The organism is Mycobacterium sp. MOTT36Y, from assembly GCF_000262165.1.
Lineage (GTDB): Bacteria > Actinomycetota > Actinomycetes > Mycobacteriales > Mycobacteriaceae > Mycobacterium > Mycobacterium intracellulare.
Genome location: NC_017904.1, coordinates 492,163 through 510,152, shown reverse-complemented (window position 1 = coordinate 510,152; position 17,990 = coordinate 492,163). Strand labels below are relative to the sequence as shown.

Sequence of the window (17,990 nt, the reverse complement as noted above, 5' to 3'; positions counted from 1 at the left end):
GCCGAGTGTGAATTTCACGACGCGACACGCCGGCGGTCCGTCGGAAACTTCACACTCGGCGGTACGGGGCGCCACCCCGCAGCGCGCATGGCCGCGACGACACGAGCAACGAAGGTGCCCTGGCGGTAACGGAGGAGATCGCTGCTGACCCGGATGATCGCCCAGCCCAAGTCGGCCAATGCGGTGTACCGGTCGATGTCACGATCACGCTGCCCGGCATCCGTCCAGTGCTGCGGTCCGTCGTACTCGATGCCGACCCGCAGCTCGCGATACCCCATGTCGATGCGCGCCACGAAGTCGCCGTAGTCGTCGCAGACTCGGATCTGTGTCTGTGGCACAGGCAAACCCGCGTCGATCAGCACCAGCCGGGTGCGGGTCTCCTGTGGAGACTCCGCCCCGCTGTCCATGAGGGGCAGCACGGCTTTGAGTCGAACCAGACCGCGCGTGCCGCGATGCTCGGCCATCACGGCTTCGATGTCCTTGACTTTGACGCCGGTGACGTTGGCCAGCGCGTCGAGCCGCTGCACCGCAAACAACCGCGACGACGCCCACCGGCCCACATCGAAAGCCGTACGCGCCACACTGGTCACCGGCATGCCGTCGACTTCGACGACCTCGCCGGGCAGCAGTGTCTCGCTGTGCACGACGATGCCGGCGGGTGGGTGCCGGTTGCCGTGTATCAACTCGGCATCGAGCGTCGGGCTTACCCACTTCGCCCCGAGCAGCGCGGCCGCCGAGTTCCCCGCGATGACGCCCTTGCGTCGTGACCAAAGCCATGCCGCCTGCGCGCGTTCTCGCGCCGTCAGCGCGATGCCGGCGGGGCGGTAGACACCCGGGTGGACGGGCTCGTAGAGGGAGCGCATCGCCCGTTCCGGCAACACCTTTGCCGCCAGGGCCTCACTGCCCAGGAAGAGCTCCGTCATGCCGCCGATGGTGCCCACCCGCACCGACAACTCCGCGAATGTGAATCCTACGACGCGACACGCCTTTGTGGCGTCGCAGGATTCACACTCGGCGGGCAGAGGAAGAAGGTCAGAGCCGCTCGATGATGGTGACGTTGGCGGTGCCCCCGCCCTCGCACATCGTCTGCAGGCCGTAACGGCCGCCGGTGCGCTCGAGCTCGTTGAGCATGGTGGTGAACAGCTTGGCGCCGGTGGCGCCCAGCGGGTGCCCGAGCGCGATCGCCCCGCCGTTGGGGTTGACCTTCTCCGGGTCGGCCTTGACTTCCTTGAGCCAGGCCAAGACCACCGGGGCGAACGCCTCGTTGATCTCGACCGTGTCGATGTCGTCGATCGACAGCCCGGTCTTGTCCAGCGCGTAGCGGGTCGCCGGAATCGGCCCGGTCAGCATGAAGACCGGGTCGGCCGCGCGTGCGCTGATGTGGTGGATGCGGGCCCGCGGTGTCAGGTTGTGCTCCTTGACGGCCCGCTCGGACGCCAGCAGCACCGCGCTGGCCCCGTCGGAGATCTGGCTGGCCATGGCCGCCGTCAGCCGGCCGCCCTCGACCAGAGGCTTGAGGCCGGCCATCTTCTCCAGCGACGATTCGCGCGGGCCCTCGTCGACCCGGAACGGCCCGGATTCGGTTTCCACGGTGATGATTTCGTTGTCGAAGTGGCCGCCCCGGATCGCCGCGAACGCGCGCTCGTGACTGGTCAGCGCGTATCGCTCCATCTCTTCGCGCGACAGGTTCCACTTCTCGGCGATCAGCTCCGAGCCGCGAAACTGCGAGATCTCCTGGTCGCCGTAGCGATGCAGCCACTGCTTGGACTCGTTGGTCGGGGAGGTGAAGCCGAACTGCTCGCCGACGGTCATGGCCGACGAGATCGGGATCTGGCTCATGTTCTGCACCCCCCCGGCGACGATGAGGTCGGCGGTGCCGGACAGAATCGCCTGTGCGCCAAAGGAAATGGCCTGCTGACTGGAGCCGCACTGGCGGTCGACGGTGACGCCGGGCACCTCTTCGGGGTAGCCCGCGGCCAGCCAGGAGAGGCGCGCGATGTTGCCGGCCTGCGCGCCGATGGCATCGACGCAGCCGGCGATCACGTCGTCGACGGCGGCGGGGTCGACGTCGACCCGGTCGAGCAGTCCGCGCCATCCCAGCGCACCCAGGTCGACCGGATGCACTCCGGCCAGCGATCCGCCGCGCTTGCCGACCGCGGTACGCACGGCGTCGATGACGTAGGCCTCTGGCATTTCAGACTCCTTCTTTGGTGATCCCGCCAAGAACGATGGCGAGGTATTGCTGACCCACCTGCTGCGCGGTGAGCGGACCGCCGGGCTGATACCAGCGCACCGACACCCACGTGGTGTCACGGATGAAGCGGTAGACAAGGTCGACGTCGAGATCGGGACGGAAGTAGCCCTCGTCGACGCCCTGATGGAGCAGCTCGAGCCACATCTTGCGCTGTTGCCGGTTCATGTCCTCGATGTAGGAGAACCGGGGCTGTGACAACAGCCGCTGGGCTTCGTCCTGGTAGATGACGACCTGCGCGTGCCGGTGCTCGATCGCCTCGAACGACGCCATGAACAGCCCCTTGAGCCGCTCCAGCGGGTTGGCCTCGCCGTCCACGATCTCGCGGTACCGGGCGAACAACCAGTCCAGGAAGCTGCGCAAGAGCTCGTCGACCATCTCCTCTTTGGACGAGAAGTGGTGGTACAGGCTGCCGGACAGGATGCCGGCGCTGTCGGCGATGTCGCGCACCGTGGTGGCGCGCAGCCCGCGCTCGGCGAACATGGTCGCGGCAAGCTCCAGCAACTCGTCTCGCCGGCTGTTGGCCTGACCGGTCACTCGGTCCACCCGACCAGAGTATCAACCAAGCGCTTGCTTGGCCAGCGGGCCGGCTCTCACGGGTGCTGACTGGATACCGAGATGACCTCGCCGGTCAGGTAGCTGGAGTAGTCGCTGGCGAGGAAGGCGATGGTGGCCGCGACCTCCCACGGCTCGGCGGCGCGGCCGAAGGCCTCGCCGGCCGAGAGCCGGTCGAGCAGATCGGCCGACGACGTCTTCTCCAGGAACTTGTGCCGCGCGATGCTCGGCGACACCGCGTTGATCCGTACCCCATACTCGGCGGCTTCGATTGCGCTGCACCGGGTCAGGGCCATCACGCCGGCCTTGGCGGCCGCGTAGTGCGATTGCGAGTGCTGTGCCCGCCAGCCCAGGACGCTGGCGTTGTTGACGATGACGCCGCCGTGTGGTGCCTCGCGGAAGTAGCGCAGCGCCGCGCGCGTGGCACGCAGCACCGACGTCAGCGTGACGTTGAGGACGCGGTCCCATTCCTCGTCGGTCATGTCGACGACCGGCGTCTGTCCGCCGAGACCGGCGTTGTTGACCAGCACGTCGATCCGGCCCATCCGGGCGGTGGTCGACGCGATGAGGGCGTCGACTTGAGCGGTCGAGGTCACGTCGCAGACCACGTGCTCGACGTTGCCCTGCCCCAGCGCGGCGAGCTGCTCGGCCGTCTCGCCCAGGCGCCGTTCGTGGTGGTCGGAGATCACCACGTCGGCACCCTCGGCCAACGCCCGCCGCGCGGTCGCCGCGCCGATCCCGGTGCCGGCGGCGGCCGTCACGACCACCACCTTGCCCTGCAGAAGTCCATGTCCGGCAATCTCTTTGGGAGCTTCGGACAGACTCATCCCTTAACCTCTCGGGGTAGGCCGAGCACCCGCTCGGCGATGATGTTGCGCTGGATCTCGTTGGACCCGCCGTAGATGGTGTCGGCGCGGCTGAACAGGAACAGCCGCTGCCACTCGTCGAACTCGCCGTCGGCCAGGGTCAGGCCCGGCTTGCCGACGACGTCCATCGCCAGCTCGCCCAGATCGCGATGCCAGTTGGCCCACAACAGCTTCGACACGTTGTCCTGGCCCGGCTGCTCGACGTCCATGGTGGCCAGCGCGTACGAACGCATGGCCCGCAGGCCCGTCCACGCCCGGGTCAGCCGCTCGCGGATGAACGGGTCGTCGGCCGCGCCGGTCCGCTGGGCGAGCTCGGCGAGGTTGGAAAGCTCACGGGCGTAACGGATTTGTTGCCCGAGCGTCGAGACGCCGCGCTCGAACGTCAGCGTGCCCATTGCGACCCGCCAGCCGTCACCGGGCTCGCCGACCACCAGGTTGGCCTCGGTGCGGGCGTCGTCAAAGAACACCTCGTTGAATTCCGAGTCGCCGGTCAGCTGGATGATCGGCCGCACTTCCACGCCCGGCTGGTCCAGCGGCACCAGCAGATACGACAACCCCGCGTGCCGCTTGGAGCCCTTCTCGGTGCGCGCGACCACGAAGCACCACTGCGCCCAGTGCGCCAGCGACGTCCAGACCTTCTGGCCGTTGATCACCCAGTGGTCGCCGTCGAGTTCGGCGGTGGTCGCCACGTTGGCCAAGTCGCTGCCGGCGCCGGGCTCCGAATAGCCCTGGCACCACAGCTCGGTGACATCGAGGATCTTGGGCAGGAAACGCTGCTGCTGCTCGGGTGTCCCGAACGCGATCAGCGTCGGCCCCAGCAGCTCCTCGCCGAAGTGGTTGACCTTGTCCGGGGCGTCCGCGCGGGCGTACTCCTCGTAGAACGCCACCCGGTGCGCGGTGGACAGGCCGCGGCCGCCGTGTTCGACCGGCCAGCCCAGGCAGGTCAGTCCGGCCTTGGCGAGATGCTGGTTCCAGGCCCGGCGTTCCTCGAAGGCCTCGTGCTCGCGGCCGGGGCCCCCGAGACCCTTGAGAGCTGCGAATTCACCGACCAGATTGTCGGCGAGCCAAGAGCGGACCTCGGCCCGGAACTCCTCGACGTCCTGCATGCCTTGTAGGCTAACCTACCAAGCACTTGCTTTGTTAGGCCGCCGTAGGAGAAGCGCCGATGACCACCGATCCCCGCACCGTGCCCGCGGCGCTGGATCGTTTCGCGCGCCAACTCCCCGATCACGACGCGTTGGTCACCGAGGACCGGTCGTTCACCGCCGCGGCGTTGCGCGACGAGGTGCACCGGGCGGCGGCGGCGCTGATCGCGCTGGGCGTGCAGCCCGGCGACCGGGTGGCGATCTGGTCCCCCAACACCTGGCATTGGGTGGTGGCCTGCCTGGCGATCCACCACGCCGGCGCCGCGATGGTCCCGCTGAACACCCGCTACACCGCCGCGGAGGCCGGCGACATCCTGGCCCGCGTCGAGGCGCCGGTGCTGTTCGGCATGGGCGAGTTCCTGGGCAACGACCGCGTCGCCGACCTGGATCGGGCGGCGCTGCCCGCGCTGCGGCACATCGTGCGGATACCGATCGATGCCCGGGAAACGGGGGCTGGCACCTGGGACGAATTCATCGCCGGCGGCACCGATCTCGACGCGGTGGCCGCCCGGGCCGCGGCGGTCACGCCCGACGACGTCAGTGACATCCTGTTCACGTCGGGCACCACCGGCCGCAGCAAGGGCGTGCTGTGCGCGCACCGGCAGTCGCTGTCGGCCTCGGCGTCGTGGGCGGCCAACGGCAAGATCACCGCCGACGACCGCTACCTGTGCATCAACCCGTTCTTTCACAACTTCGGCTACAAGGCCGGCATCCTGGCGTGCCTGCAGACCGGCGCGACGCTGATCCCCCACCTCACCTTCGATCCGCTGCGCGCGCTGAAGGCGATCGAGCAACACCGCATCACCGTATTGCCCGGTCCGCCAACGATTTACCAGACCCTGCTCGATCATCCGGCTCGTGGCGATTACGACCTGAGCTCGCTGCGCTTCGCGGTGACGGGGGCGGCCACCGTGCCGGTCGTGTTGGTCGAGCGCATGCAGTCCGAACTCGACATCGACATCGTGCTGACGGCTTACGGCCTCACCGAGGCCAACGGCATGGGCACCATGTGCCGCGCCGACGACGACGCGGTCACCGTCGCCACCACCTGCGGGCGCCCGTTCGCCGACTTCGAATTGCGCATCGACGCGCCACAATCCGGCGAATCGGGCGAGGTGTTGCTGCGTGGGCCCAATGTGATGCTGGGCTACCTCGACGACCCGGCGGCCACCGCCGCCGCCATCGACGCCGACGGTTGGCTGCACACCGGTGACATCGGTGTGCTGGACGCGGCCGGCAACCTGCGCATCACCGACCGGCTCAAGGACATGTACATCTGTGGGGGATTCAACGTGTACCCCGCCGAGATCGAGCAGGTGCTGGCCCGGCTCGACGGTGTGGCCGACGTCGCCGTGATCGGGGTCCCCGACGAGCGCCTCGGCGAAGTCGGCCGGGCGTTTCTGGTCACCCGCCCGGGGGCACAACTCGACGAACAATCTGTGATCGCATACACCCGTGAGCATTTGGCGAACTTCAAGACACCGAGATCGGTGCGGTTCGTCGACGCGCTGCCGCGCAACGCCGGCGGCAAGGTGCTCAAACCACAACTGCGAGAGCTGGACTGATGGATCTGGATCTAGACGACGACACCTTGGCTTTCCAGGCCGAGGTCCGGGAATTCTTGTCGGCCAATGCCGAGTCGATCCCGACGAAGTCATACGACAACGCCGAAGGCTTTGAGCAGCACCGGCATTGGGACCGGGTGCTGTTCGATGCCGGGCTTTCGGTGATCACCTGGCCGAAGCGCTACGGCGGCCGCGACGCGCCGCTGCTGCACTGGGTGGTGTTCGAAGAGGAGTACTTCCGTGCCGGGGCGCCCGGCCGGGCCAGTGCCAACGGCACCTCGATGCTGGCCCCGACGCTGTTCGCGCACGGCACCGAGGAGCAGCGCGACCGGATCCTGCCCAAAATGGCCAGCGGCGAAGAGATCTGGGCGCAGGCGTGGTCCGAACCCGAGTCGGGCAGCGACCTGGCGTCGCTGCGCTCCACGGCGACGGCGACCGACGGCGGCTGGCTGCTCAACGGGCAGAAGATCTGGAGCTCGCGTGCGCCGTTCGCCGAGCGGGGATTCGGGCTGTTCCGCTCCGACCCCGGCGCCGAGCGCCACAACGGGCTGACCTACTTCATGTTCGACCTGAAGGCCAAGGGCGTGACGGTGCGGCCGATCGTCCAACTGGGCGGCGACACCGGATTCGGCGAGATCTTCCTCGACGACGTCTTCGTACCCGACGAGGACGTGATCGGCACCCCGCACGAGGGCTGGCGGGCGGCGATGAGCACGTCGAGCAACGAACGCGGCATGTCGCTGCGCAGCCCGGCCCGCTTCCTGGCGACGGCGGAACGGTTGGTGCAGCTTTGGAAGGAGGCCGGCGCACCGGCCGCGTTCGCCGACCGGGTCGCCGACGGCTGGATCAAGGCGCAGGCCTACCGGCTGCAGACCTTCGGCACGGTGACCAGGCTGGCCCTCGGTGGTGAGCTGGGCGCCGAATCGTCGGTGACCAAGGTGTTCTGGTCCGACCTCGACGTCGAACTGCACCAGACCGCGCTCGACATCCTGGCCGCGGACGGGGAACTCGCCGGCCCGTGGACCGAAGGTCTGCTGTTCGCGCTGGGCGGCCCGATCTATGCCGGCACCAACGAAATTCAGCGCAACATCATCTCCGAGCGGTTGCTGGGCCTGCCGCGCGAGAAGTCCGGGGGCAAGAAGTGAGATTTGCGCTAGACGAACAGCAGCGAGACTTCGCGGCCAGCATCGACGCCGCGCTCGGCTCGGCGGACCTGCCCAGCGCCGTGCGGGCGTGGGCGGCGGGCGACACCGCGCCGGGCCGCAAGGTGTGGGAACACCTGGCCAATCTGGGTGTCACCGCCCTGGCCGTGCCGGAGAAATTCGACGGCATCGGGGCGGACCCGATCGACCTGGTCGTCGCCCTCGAACGCCTCGGGCGCTGGTGCGTGCCGGGCCCGGTGGTCGAATCCATCGCGGTGGCACCGGTATTGCTGGACTCCGACGATCACGCCGAGCGGTGCGCCGGGCTCGCGGCCGGCGAGCTGATCGCCACGGTCGCACTGCCGCCGCGGGTGCTGCGGGCCGTCGACGCCGACGTGGCGAACCTGGTGCTGCTGGCCGGTGACGAGGGGGTCACCGAAGCCACCGCGGGGGAAGAGCACGAGTCCGTCGACCCCAGCCGCCACCTGTATGACGTGACCCCGACCGGCGCCGCTTGGGAAGCAGACGTCAAGCGCGCCTACGAGTTCGCCGCGCTGGGTACCGCCGCGCAACTGGTCGGCGCCGCCGAGGCGCTGCGCGACGCCGCCGTCGACTACGCCAAGCAACGCACCCAGTTCGGCCGGGTGATCGGCTCGTATCAGGCGATCAAGCACAAGCTCGCCGACGTGCACATCGCCATCGAACTGGCCCGGCCGCTGGTGCACGGCGCGGCGCTGACGCTGGACCCCCGCGACGTGAGCGCGGCCAAGGCGGCGGCCTCCGACGCGGGCCTGCTGGCCGCGCGGTCGGCGCTGCAGACCCACGGCGCGATCGGGTTCACCCAGGAACACGACCTGTCGCTGTTGCTGCTGCGGGTGCAGGCGCTGCGATCCTCCTGGGGCACACCGGAAGAACATCGGCGACGAGTGCTGGAGGCGCTGTGACTCGCGCCGCGACGATGCAGAGCCTAGCGATGAGAAGGAGCGGCACCCATGACTCGCGCCGCGACGATGCAGAGCCTAGCGATGAGAAGGAGCGGCGCCAATGACTGAAGAACGCGAGCTGCTCCGCGAGACGGTGGCCGCGCTGGTCGCCAAGCACGCCGGCCCGGCGGCGGTGCGCGCCGCCATGGAGTCCGACCGAGGCTACGACGAATCGCTCTGGCGGCTGCTGTGCGAGCAGGTCGGCGCCGCGGCCCTGGTGATACCGGAGGAACTGGGCGGCGCCGGCGGTGAATTGGCCGACGCCGCAGCGGTTTTGCAGGAGCTGGGCCGCGCCCTGGTGCCCTCCCCGCTGCTGGGCACCACGCTGGCCGAGCTGGCGCTGCTGAGCGCCCCCGAGCCGGACGCCGCGACGCTGGAGGGCCTGGCCGAGGGCACCGCGATCGGCGCGCTGGTGCTCGATCCCGACTACGTGGTCAACGGCGACATCGCCGACGTCGTGGTTGCCGTCGAGGACGGCCGGCTGAGCAGGTGGACCCGCTTCAGCGCGCAGGCCGTCACCACCATGGACCCGACCCGGCGCCTGGCCCGGGTGCAACCGCAGGAGGCCGAGGCGATCGGCGCGGACCCCGGCCTGGCGGACAAGGCTGCCGTCCTGCTGGCCGCCGAGCAGATCGGCGCCGCGCAGCGCTGTATGGAGCTGACCGTCGAATACGCCAAGGACCGAGTGCAATTCGGCCGGCCGATCGGCAGCTTTCAGGCGCTCAAGCATCGGATGGCCGACCTGTATGTCACGGTCGCCGCGGCGAAGGCCGTCGTGTCCGACGCGTGTGAGGACCCCTCACCCACCAACGCCGCCGCGGCACGGCTGGCCGCCACCGAGGCGCTGAACACGGTGGCCGCCGAGGGCATCCAGTTGCACGGCGGCATCGCGATCACGTGGGAACACGACATGCACCTGTACTTCAAACGCGCCCACGGCAGCGCGCACCTGCTGGACACGCCGCAGGAGCTGCTTAACCGGCTGGAATCCGAGGTACTCAACACGCCGTGACCGATCGTGTCTCGCTGCGCGCGGGCATCCCACCGTTCTACGTGATGGATGTCTGGTTGGCGGCCGCCGAACGCCAGCGCAGCCACGGCGATCTGGTCAACCTGTCGGCGGGCCAACCCAGCGTCGGGGCGCCCGAGCCGGTGCGCGCGGCCGCCGCGGCGGCCGTGCATTCCAACCAGCTGGGCTACTCGGTGTCGCTGGGCACCCCCGAGCTGCGTGCCGCGATCGCCGCGGATTACCGGCGCCAGCACGGCCTCGACGTCGAACCCGACGCCGTGGTGATCACCACGGGCTCCTCGGGCGGCTTCCTGCTGACCTTCCTGGCCTGCTTCGACGCCGGCGACCGGGTGGCCCTGGCCAGCCCCGGCTATCCGTGCTACCGAAACATCTTGTCGGCCTTGGGATGTGAGGTCGTGGAGATCCCCTGCGGGCCGCAGACTCGCTTCCAGCCCACCGCGCGGATGCTCGCCGAGCTCGACCCCCCGGTGCAGGGCGTCATCGTGGCGAGCCCCGCCAACCCCACCGGAACGGTCATCGCGCCGGAGGAGCTGGCCGCGATCGCCGCCTGGTGCGACGCCTCCGGGGCGCGGCTGATCAGCGACGAGGTGTACCACGGGCTGGTCTACGAGGGCGCGCCGCAGACCAGCTGCGCGTGGCAGACATCGCGAAATGCCGTGGTGGTCAACAGCTTTTCGAAGTACTACGCGATGACGGGCTGGCGGCTGGGCTGGCTGCTGGTGCCGGCCGAGTTACGCCGCGCGGTGGATCGCCTCACCGGCAACTTCACCATCTGCCCGCCCGTGCTCTCGCAGCTGGCCGCGGTGGCGGCCTTCACCCCGGAGGCCACCGCCGAAGCCGACGGCCACCTGCACCACTACGCGACCAACCGCTCGCTGCTGCTCGACGGGCTGCGCGGCATCGGTGTCGAGCGCCTGGCCCCCACCGACGGCGCCTTCTACGTGTACGCCGACGTCTCGGACTTCACCGACAACTCGATGGAGTTCTGCTCGAAACTGTTGGAAGAGACCGGCATCGCCATCGCGCCCGGCATCGACTTCGATACCACCCGCGGCAATTCGTTCGTCCGGCTGTCGTTCGCCGGGCCCACCGCCGACATCGAGGAAGCGGTGCGACGGCTCGGCCCGTGGCTTTCGGCCCGCTAGCCGCGCCGCGCCTACGCGTCCAGCACCTGCCCGATGCGCGCCTCGAGCGCACCGCGCTCGCCGATGCCGGCCACATCGATGCCGAATCGCTCACCGAGCACGTCGACGACCGCCGCCGCGTCGTCCAGGCGGATCTTCTCGCTGCCGTCGGCGCGGTGGACGCTCAGGTAGCGGCCGGCCAGGTTGTAGCGGGCGTCGGCGGTCGTCAGGGCGGCCATCAGCCCGGTCACGAAGTGCGACTCGGGGTGCGTCGAGACGTACCAGCTGCCCACCCGCAGATCGATCTGCGGCACGGTCTGGGTGCCCAACACGTACAGCGGTTTCCACTCGTCGCGGACCAGGGCTTGCAGCACCAGGCCGTCGCCGCGGTCGTTGAGCCGGTACGGCTCGTGCGTTGTCTGCTGGGCGTTTCCGGTCTCGAAGCGGATGGGGGACGTCAGCGTCTGGCCACCGAAACCGACGTCGACCAGATAGGAGCCCTGCGAGCCCGGGAACGTCACAGCCAGCGCCGTGTGCGTCTGGGCTCCCAGCGGCGCGTCGGGCGGCTGCATCCAGACCACCCGCCCGGCCAGGCGGCGCACCCGGAACCCGATCTCGGCCAGCACGTAACCCATCAGGCCGTTCTGCTCGTAGCAGTAGCCGCCCCGGCGCCGGTACACCAGCTTGTCGGTGAGGGCTTCGGGGCTCAGGTCGTCGACCGGCACCCCCATCAGCGGATCGAGGTTCTCGAACGGGATCGACCCGGTGTGCGCGGTCATCAGATCCTGCAGCACCTCGAGATTCGGCTCGGCGGCACCGCGGTAGTCGATGCGATCGAAGTACGCGCCCAGATCCAGCGTCATGAAACCATTCTGGGCCCCAGGCGGGGCGTTACGGCGCCCGGGTGTCCCGCGGGCGTAACGCCACGGCGGAAAAACGCACCGCGAAGTCGCCGTGGCGTTACGCCCGTGAGAACCCCTACAGCCAGGTGTCCTGGGTGGTGGTGGTGAGGAAGGCTTCCAGGTCGTCGCGCCACTGCGCCGGCGTCGTCTTGTCCGGCTCGATGCCGGTGTACTCCCCGCGATAGAACAGCAGCGGCCGCGGCTTGATCTTGGGGGCCTCCGAAAGCGATTGCACCGCACCGAACACCACGAAGTGGTCGCCGCCGTCGTGCGCGGAGGCCACGGTGCAGTCGATGTAGGCCAGCGACCCGTCGATGATCGGTGAACCGAGATCGGAAAGGTGCCAGTCGATGCCGGCGAACTTGTCGGGTTCCTTGGAGCCGAACCGGGCCGAGACGTGCTTCTGGTTCTCGGTCAGCATGTTGACGCAGAACCGGCCGGAGGCCTCGATGGCCTTCCAGGACCGCGACACCTTGGTCGGGCAGAACAGCACCAGCGGCGGGTCCAGCGACAGCGCCGCAAACGACTGGCAGGCGAAGCCGACGGGGACGTCGTCGTGCACGGTGGTGATGATGGTGATGCCGGTGCAGAACTGCCCCAGCACCTGCCGGAAGGTCCGCGGATCGATGGGCGCCGACATGGTCAGCCGCGCATGCCGACCGTGAAGTCGTGGCCCCACAGGCTGACCGCGGTGCTTTCCCGGGCGACCCAGTCGTCGTCTTCGACTTGCCTTCCCTCGCAACCGAATTCGATGTCGAATCCGCCGGGTGTCTTCATGTAGAACGACAGCATGAGGTCGTTGACGTGACGGCCCATGGTGGCCGACATGGGCACCTTGCGGCGCAGCGCCCGGTCCAGGCACAGCCCCACGTCGTCGACGTCCTCGACCTCCATCATCAGGTGCACGATGCCGCTCGGTGTGGGCAGCGGCAGGAAGGCCAGGCTGTGATGGCGCGGGTTGCAGCCGAAGAATCGCAACCAGGCGGGCGCCCCGTCGGCGGGGCGGCCCACCACCTGCGGCGGCATCCGCATCGAGTCGCGCAGCTTGAACCCGAGCACGTCGCGGTAGAAGTGCAGCGCCTCGTCGTCGTCGCGGGTGGACAACACCACGTGCCCCAGGCCCTGCTCACCGGTGACGAACTTGTGCCCGTAGGGGCTGACCACCCGGCGGTGTTCCAGGGCGACGCCGTGGAAGACCTCCAGGCAATTGCCCGACGGGTCGGAGAACCGGATCATCTCGACGACCCGGCGGTCCGCCAGTTGCGCGGCGGTGGCTTCCTTGTAGGGGACGCCCTCGACGTCGAGGCGGTCCCGGATCTCTTGCAGGCCTTCGGCGTTCGCGCACTCCCAGCCGGCCTCCATGAGGTGGTCGCGCTCGCCGGGCACGATCACCAGCCGCGCGGGGAAGTCGTCCATCCGCAGATACAGGGCGCCCTCGGTGTTGCCGCTGCCCTCGACCATGCCGAGGACCTTGCACCCGTACTCACGCCAGGCCGCCATGTCGGTGGCCTCGATGCGCAGATAGCCCAGCGAACGGATGCTCATCACGCACCTCCCAGGAAATCGATGGTGAGCTTGTTGAACTCGTCGAACTTCTCCACCTGCGCCCAGTGCCCACACTGCCCGAAAACGTGCAGCTGCGCACGCTTGATGGTCTTGAGCGCGACCAGCGACCCGTCCAGCGGGTTGACCCGGTCCTCACGCCCCCAGATCAGCAGCACGGGCTGGCGCAGGCGGTGCACCTCGCGCCACATCATGCCGAGCTCGAAATCGGCGCCCGCGAACGACATTCCCATCGCCCGCGTCGCCGTCAACGATTCCGGCGTGCTGGCCAACGCGAACCGCTCGCCGATCAATTCGTCGGTGATCAGTTTCTGGTCGTAGACCATCACCCGCAGGAACGCCTCGAGGTTCTCCCGGGTGGGCTCGGCCGAGAACCTGCCCAGCCGCTTGACGCCCTCGGTGGGGTCGGGGGCGAACAGGTTGATACTCAACCCGCCCGGCCCCATCAGGACCAGGCGCCCGGCCAGGTCGGGGTAGTCCAGGGCGAACCGGACCGCGGTGCCGCCGCCCAGCGAATTGCCCACCAGCGGAACGCGTCCCAGGCCCAGGTGGTCGAAGAGGCCCTTGAGCGCCCTCGCCGCGTAGTGGTTGAACTGCCCGTGCTCGGCGCGCTTGTCCGAATGCCCGTAACCGGGCTGGTCGACGGCGAGCACGTGGAACCGCTCGGCCAACACCGGGATGTTGCGCGACCAGTTCGTCCAGCTCGCCGCCCCGGGACCGCCGCCGTGCAGCAGCACGATCGTCTGGTCGTTGCCGACCCCCGCCTCGTGGTAGTGCAGCTTGAGCGGCCCGTCGACGTCGACCTCGATGAAGCGCGAGGTGGACTCGAAGGTGATCTCCTCGGTTGCGGTCACTTAGCGCCGCTCCTCCTCATCGCTTCGCTCTGCATCGTCGTCGGCGCGCATGGCTAGACCATGGTGTCGCCGGGTGGCAGCCCGAACTCGTTGTTCCCGAAGATCTGGTAGGCCCGCTCGGGGTCGTTCGCCGCGTGCACCCGGCCGGCGTGGGCGTCGCGCCAGAACCGTTGCACCGGTTGGTCGTTGGCCAGGGCGGTGGCGCCGGACGCCTCGAACAACCGGTCGATGGAGGCGATGGCCCGGCCGGTGGCGCGCACCTGGTCGCGACGGGCGCGGGCGCGCAGCTCGAACGGGATCTCCTTGCCGGCCGACAGCAGCGCGTACTCGTCGGCGACGTTGCCGCTCAGCTGGCGCCACGCCGCGTCGATGTCGCTGGCCGCCTCGGCGATGCGGACCTTGGCGAAGGGGTCGTCCTTGGCCTTCTCGCCGGCGAACGCCGCGCGCACCCGCTTGCCCTGGTGCTCGACGTGCGCGGCGTAGGCGCCGTAGGCCATGCCCACGATCGGCGCCGAGATGGTGGTGGGATGCATTGTGCCCCAAGGCATCTTGTAGACGGGCGCGGTGTTGGTCTCATACCCCCCGGCGGTGCCGTCGTTCATCGCCTTGTAGGACAAAAACCGGTGCCGCGGCACGAAGACGTCCTTGACGACGACGGTGTTGCTGCCGGTGCCGCGCAGGCCGACGACGTGCCACACGTCGTCGATGCGGTACTCGCTGCGCGGGATCAGGAAGCTGCCGAAGTCGACCGGGCGGCCGTCCTTGATCACCGGGCCACCCAGGAACGCCCACGTCGCGTGGTCACAGCCCGAGGACCAGTTCCATGCGCCGTTGACCAGGTAGCCGCCGTCGGTCACCACGCCCGCGCCCATCGGGGCGTACGAAGAGGAAACCCGGGTCTTGGGGTCCTCGCCCCAGACCTCCTCCTGGGCCTGCTGGTCGAACAACGCCAGGTGCCAGTTGTGCACGCCGATGATGGAGCTCACCCAGCCGGTGGAGCCGCAGGCGCTGGCCAGCCGCCGGACCGCCTCGTAGAACAGCGTCGGATCGCACTGCAGGCCGCCCCACTGCTCGGGCTGCAACAGCGTGAAGAAGCCCACGTCTTGCAGGTCCTGAACGGTCTCGTCGGGCAGCCGCCGCAGATCCTCCGTCGCCTGAGCGCGCTCCCGGATCTGCGGGAGCAGATCATCGATGCCAGCCAGAACCGACTGCGCATCACGCTGTTGAATGGACGTCACTTAAGTTTGCCTCCTGGGCCAGACTTACACAGCGGACTTACACCAGAGACTAGAACACGTTCCGATTTGTGTCGAGCAGGGTATTCCTGCGGCTGGTAGCGATACGAATCCACTTTTCTGTAACATGTTCTAGTTGCAACGACAGGAAGGCACGGGCCTTGACCGAGGCGGATCTGGACCAAGTACCCGACGAGCCACTCGGTGACCACGTCCTCGAACTGCAGATCGCCGAGGTCATCGCGGAGACCGACGATGCGCGGTCACTGGTGTTCGCGGTGCCCGACGACGAAGGGGACCCCGGCATCCCGCCCGAGCGGCTGCGTTACTCGCCGGGCCAGTTCCTGACGTTGCGCGTCCCCAGCGAGCGCACCGGGTCGGTGGCGCGCTGCTATTCGCTGTGCAGCTCGCCGTTCACCGACGACGCCCTGGCCGTCACGGTCAAACGGACCGCCGACGGGTACGCCTCCAACTGGCTGTGCGACAACGCGCGGGCGGGCATGCGCATCCACGTGCTGGCCCCGTCGGGCAATTTTGTGCCGAAGACGCTCGGCGACGACTTCCTGCTGATGGCCGCGGGCAGCGGGATCACCCCGATCATGTCGATCTGCAAGTCGGCGCTGGCCGACGGCGGCGGACAGGTGACGTTGATCTACGCCAACCGCGACGAGGATTCGGTGATCTTCGCCGAGGCGCTGCGCGAGCTGTCGGCCAAATACCCCGACCGGCTCACCGTCGTGCACTGGCTGGAATCGCTGCAGGGCCTGCCCAGCGTGGCCGCGCTGGCCAAGCTGGCGGCCCCCTACACCGACCGGCCCGTCTACATCTGCGGCCCGGGCGCGTTCATGGAGTCCGCCAAGGAGGCGCTGGAGACGCTGAAAGTGCCTGCGCCACAAATACATATCGAGGTGTTCAAGTCGCTGGAATCGGATCCGTTCGCCGCGGTGAAGATCGAGGACACCCCCGAGGGTGACCAGCCGCCGGCCACCGCGGTGGTGGAGCTCGACGGCGAGACCCACACGGTGTCATGGCCGCGCAACGCCAAGTTGCTCGACGTGCTGCTGGCCAAGGGCCTCGACGCGCCATTCTCCTGCCGCGAGGGTCACTGCGGCGCGTGCGCCTGCACCCTGCGCAGCGGCAAGGTGAACATGGAGGTCAACGACGTTCTCGAGCAGCAGGACCTCGACGAGGGCCTGATCCTGGCCTGTCAATCCCACCCCGAATCTGATTCGGTAGAAGTGACCTACGACGAGTAGTCGCGGGGTTAGGTTCATCCTTGGGGTCAGCAACGGGGAAGGGATGGCGTCGATGATGCGGCTGGTGTCGGGATTCGCGGTGGTCGCGGCGCTGCCGATGTTGCTGCCCGCCGGGGTGTGCGCGGCGGCGAGCAACACGGCCACCACGCTGTTCCCGCTGGACGGGCCCAACCAGCTCGAGACGCGGGTGATCCTCAACTGCTTCAAATCCGACGGCCACTGCGACTTCACCGCCGGCGCGGACATGCTGACGCCCGACGGGGTGACCGGTTTCCCGCCCGGCCTGTGGGCCCGTCAGACCACCGAGATCCGCTCCTCGAACCGGCTGGCCTACCTCGACGCGCACGCCGACGGCCAGTACGAGCGGGTGCACAAGTCGATGGGTTCCGACGAGATCACCACGATCTACATGGGTGAGGGCCCCCCGGAGAAGTATCAGACCAACGGGCGCATCGACTCCACCGATTGGCAGACGGGGCAACCCAAGACCGACAACAACGTCATCGCCTGCACCCACATCCAGGTCGTCTACTCCGGGGTCAACATCACCTCGCCCAGCACCTGCGCGCAGACCACCTTCTCCTGATCTCTCAGTCCGGGTAGTCGCCGGTCTCGAGGTCGTCGAGAAGGCTTGGGCCCGTGGGTTTCCAGTCGAATCGTTGGCGGGTCAGCGCGCTGGACGAGGGCTGGTCGGCGGCGAAGATGGCGCCGAGCGGGCCGAAGGCCTCGACCGGGGCGGATTCGACGGGCACCCCGAGCCGGCGGCCGATCACCTCGGCGATCGCCCGCATCGGGTCGCCTTCGTCACCCACCGCGTGCAGTACCGAGCCGGGCGGGGCCTGCTCGAGGGCCAGCCGGAACAACGACGCCGCGTCGTCGCGGTGCACCGCGGGCCAGCGTTGCGCGCCGTCGCCGATGAAGGCCGACACCCCGCGCCGGCGCGCGAGCTGAATGAGCATGCCGGCGAAGCCGTAGCGTCCGCCGGCGTCATGGACCGACCGCGGCAGCCGCACCACGGCCGATCTGACACCGCGCTCGGCCAGGTCGATGACGGCTTGTCCGGTGCGGCCACGCCCGGCCATCGGCCCCTCGGTGTTGAACGGGTCGTCCTCGGTGCTGGCGCGACCGGCCACCGCGGGGGTGCCGCTGGCGAGCACCAGCGGCTTGCCGGTGTCGGCGAGCGCGTCGCCGAGCGCGGCGACCGCGCGGGCCTCGTCCCCGATCGCGTCTCCGATCACGTCTCCGGTACCGGCGAAGTCGTGCGAGAACGCCAGGTAGGCAACGCCGTCGGCGTCGCCGGCCGCCTCCCGCAACACGTCGAGGTCGGTGACGTCGCCGCGCAGCGGCTCGCCCCCGAGTCCGCCGATGGTCGCCGCCGCGGCCTCCGAGCGGGCCAGGCCCACAACCTGATGGCCGGCGGCGACCAGTTCCGTGACGACGGCCGAGCCGATTCCTCCGCTGGCCCCGGTGACGAATACGCGCACGAGCAGCTCCTTCTACGCGATGAGACATTTGTCCC

18 protein-coding genes are annotated in these 17,990 nt (G+C 68.9%); 7 read left to right on the top strand and 11 right to left on the bottom strand.

The annotated features are described in order from the left end of the window. Nucleotides 1-14: 14 nt before the first annotated feature. From W7S_RS02510 to ipdE1, 5 genes are all read right to left on the bottom strand, one after another. Nucleotides 15-923 (bottom strand): endonuclease domain-containing protein, encoded by a 909-nt coding sequence (locus tag W7S_RS02510; RefSeq protein ID WP_050989406.1) that lies wholly within the window; start codon nt 921-923, stop codon nt 15-17. Between the two features lie 109 nt (nt 924-1,032). After that, nucleotides 1,033-2,193 (bottom strand): steroid 3-ketoacyl-CoA thiolase FadA6, encoded by a 1,161-nt coding sequence (gene fadA6 / locus W7S_RS02505; RefSeq protein ID WP_008263622.1) that lies wholly within the window; start codon nt 2,191-2,193, stop codon nt 1,033-1,035. A gap of 1 nt (nt 2,194) precedes the next feature. Beyond that, nucleotides 2,195-2,797 carry a TetR family transcriptional regulator KstR2 gene (gene kstR2 / locus W7S_RS02500; RefSeq protein WP_008263620.1) on the bottom strand — a complete coding sequence of 201 codons (603 nt, stop codon included), beginning with the start codon at nt 2,795-2,797 and terminating at the stop codon, nt 2,195-2,197. 47 nt (nt 2,798-2,844) lie between these two features. Next, complete coding sequence (gene ipdF / locus W7S_RS02495; protein ID WP_008263618.1) at nt 2,845-3,633, bottom strand: (5R,7aS)-5-hydroxy-7a-methyl-1-oxo-2,3,5,6,7,7a-hexahydro-1H-indene-carboxyl-CoA reductase; 789 nt, start codon at nt 3,631-3,633, stop codon at nt 2,845-2,847. After that, the gene (gene ipdE1, locus W7S_RS02490) at nt 3,630-4,778 is read right to left on the bottom strand and encodes an acyl-CoA dehydrogenase IpdE1 (protein ID WP_008263616.1); all 1,149 of its coding nucleotides are present in this window, start codon (nt 4,776-4,778) and stop codon (nt 3,630-3,632) included. The genes ipdF and ipdE1 overlap by 4 nt, the downstream gene beginning before the upstream one ends. 59 nt (nt 4,779-4,837) lie before the next feature. On the opposite strand from ipdE1, the gene fadD3 reads away from it, so the two are divergent. From fadD3 to W7S_RS02465, 5 genes are all read left to right on the top strand, one after another. Then, nucleotides 4,838-6,382: a 3-((3aS,4S,7aS)-7a-methyl-1,5-dioxo-octahydro-1H-inden-4-yl)propanoate--CoA ligase FadD3 gene (gene fadD3 / locus W7S_RS02485; protein ID WP_008263614.1), complete on the top strand. Its 1,545-nt coding sequence runs from the start codon at nt 4,838-4,840 to the stop codon at nt 6,380-6,382. Beyond that, complete coding sequence (locus W7S_RS02480; protein WP_008263612.1) at nt 6,382-7,527, top strand: acyl-CoA dehydrogenase family protein; 1,146 nt, start codon at nt 6,382-6,384, stop codon at nt 7,525-7,527. The genes fadD3 and W7S_RS02480 overlap by 1 nt, the downstream gene beginning before the upstream one ends. Beyond that, entirely contained in the window at nt 7,524-8,468 is a 945-nt protein-coding gene (locus W7S_RS02475) for an acyl-CoA dehydrogenase family protein (protein ID WP_008263610.1), read from the top strand. Before W7S_RS02480 ends, W7S_RS02475 begins: the two co-directional genes overlap by 4 nt. A gap of 100 nt (nt 8,469-8,568) precedes the next feature. Continuing rightward, complete coding sequence (locus W7S_RS02470) at nt 8,569-9,519, top strand: acyl-CoA dehydrogenase family protein (protein WP_008263602.1); 951 nt, start codon at nt 8,569-8,571, stop codon at nt 9,517-9,519. Then, complete coding sequence (locus W7S_RS02465) at nt 9,516-10,682, top strand: pyridoxal phosphate-dependent aminotransferase (RefSeq protein WP_008263579.1); 1,167 nt, start codon at nt 9,516-9,518, stop codon at nt 10,680-10,682. Before W7S_RS02470 ends, W7S_RS02465 begins: the two co-directional genes overlap by 4 nt. A gap of 11 nt (nt 10,683-10,693) precedes the next feature. Here W7S_RS02465 and W7S_RS02460 read toward each other — a convergent pair whose 3' ends face one another. The 5 genes from W7S_RS02460 to hsaA all read right to left on the bottom strand — a co-directional run bounded on the left by W7S_RS02460 (nt 10,694) and on the right by hsaA (nt 15,218). After that, nucleotides 10,694-11,524, bottom strand: a complete 831-nt coding sequence (locus tag W7S_RS02460) for an arylamine N-acetyltransferase (RefSeq protein ID WP_008263577.1) — start codon at nt 11,522-11,524, stop codon at nt 10,694-10,696. 115 nt (nt 11,525-11,639) lie between these two features. Beyond that, the gene (gene hsaB, locus W7S_RS02455; protein ID WP_008263575.1) at nt 11,640-12,203 is read right to left on the bottom strand and encodes a 3-hydroxy-9,10-secoandrosta-1,3,5(10)-triene-9,17-dione monooxygenase reductase subunit; all 564 of its coding nucleotides are present in this window, start codon (nt 12,201-12,203) and stop codon (nt 11,640-11,642) included. 2 nt (nt 12,204-12,205) lie between these two features. After that, nucleotides 12,206-13,108 (bottom strand): iron-dependent extradiol dioxygenase HsaC, encoded by a 903-nt coding sequence (gene hsaC / locus W7S_RS02450; protein WP_008263574.1) that lies wholly within the window; start codon nt 13,106-13,108, stop codon nt 12,206-12,208. Further along, entirely contained in the window at nt 13,108-13,980 is an 873-nt protein-coding gene (hsaD, locus tag W7S_RS02445; RefSeq protein ID WP_008263573.1) for a 4,5:9,10-diseco-3-hydroxy-5,9,17-trioxoandrosta-1(10),2-diene-4-oate hydrolase, read from the bottom strand. The genes hsaC and hsaD overlap by 1 nt, the downstream gene beginning before the upstream one ends. A 53-nt stretch (nt 13,981-14,033) precedes the next feature. Continuing rightward, a complete protein-coding gene (hsaA, locus tag W7S_RS02440; RefSeq protein ID WP_008263572.1) occupies nt 14,034-15,218 on the bottom strand; it encodes a 3-hydroxy-9,10-secoandrosta-1,3,5(10)-triene-9,17-dione monooxygenase oxygenase subunit in 1,185 nt (394 codons plus the stop codon). A gap of 158 nt (nt 15,219-15,376) precedes the next feature. Here hsaA and W7S_RS02435 point away from each other — a divergent pair, with 158 nt between their 5' ends. Together W7S_RS02435 and W7S_RS02430 are read left to right on the top strand one after the other, a co-directional pair. Beyond that, nucleotides 15,377-16,471 carry a ferredoxin--NADP reductase gene (locus tag W7S_RS02435; protein WP_008263571.1) on the top strand — a complete coding sequence of 365 codons (1,095 nt, stop codon included), beginning with the start codon at nt 15,377-15,379 and terminating at the stop codon, nt 16,469-16,471. A 52-nt stretch (nt 16,472-16,523) separates the two neighbouring features. After that, on the top strand, nt 16,524-17,057 hold the full coding sequence (locus tag W7S_RS02430; RefSeq protein ID WP_008263570.1) for a hypothetical protein: 534 nt from the start codon (nt 16,524-16,526) through the stop codon (nt 17,055-17,057). A 4-nt stretch (nt 17,058-17,061) separates the two neighbouring features. Here the strand turns inward: W7S_RS02430 and W7S_RS02425 are convergent, their stop codons facing one another. Next, nucleotides 17,062-17,955: an SDR family oxidoreductase gene (locus W7S_RS02425; RefSeq protein WP_008263568.1), complete on the bottom strand. Its 894-nt coding sequence runs from the start codon at nt 17,953-17,955 to the stop codon at nt 17,062-17,064. Nucleotides 17,956-17,990: the final 35 nt, after the last annotated feature.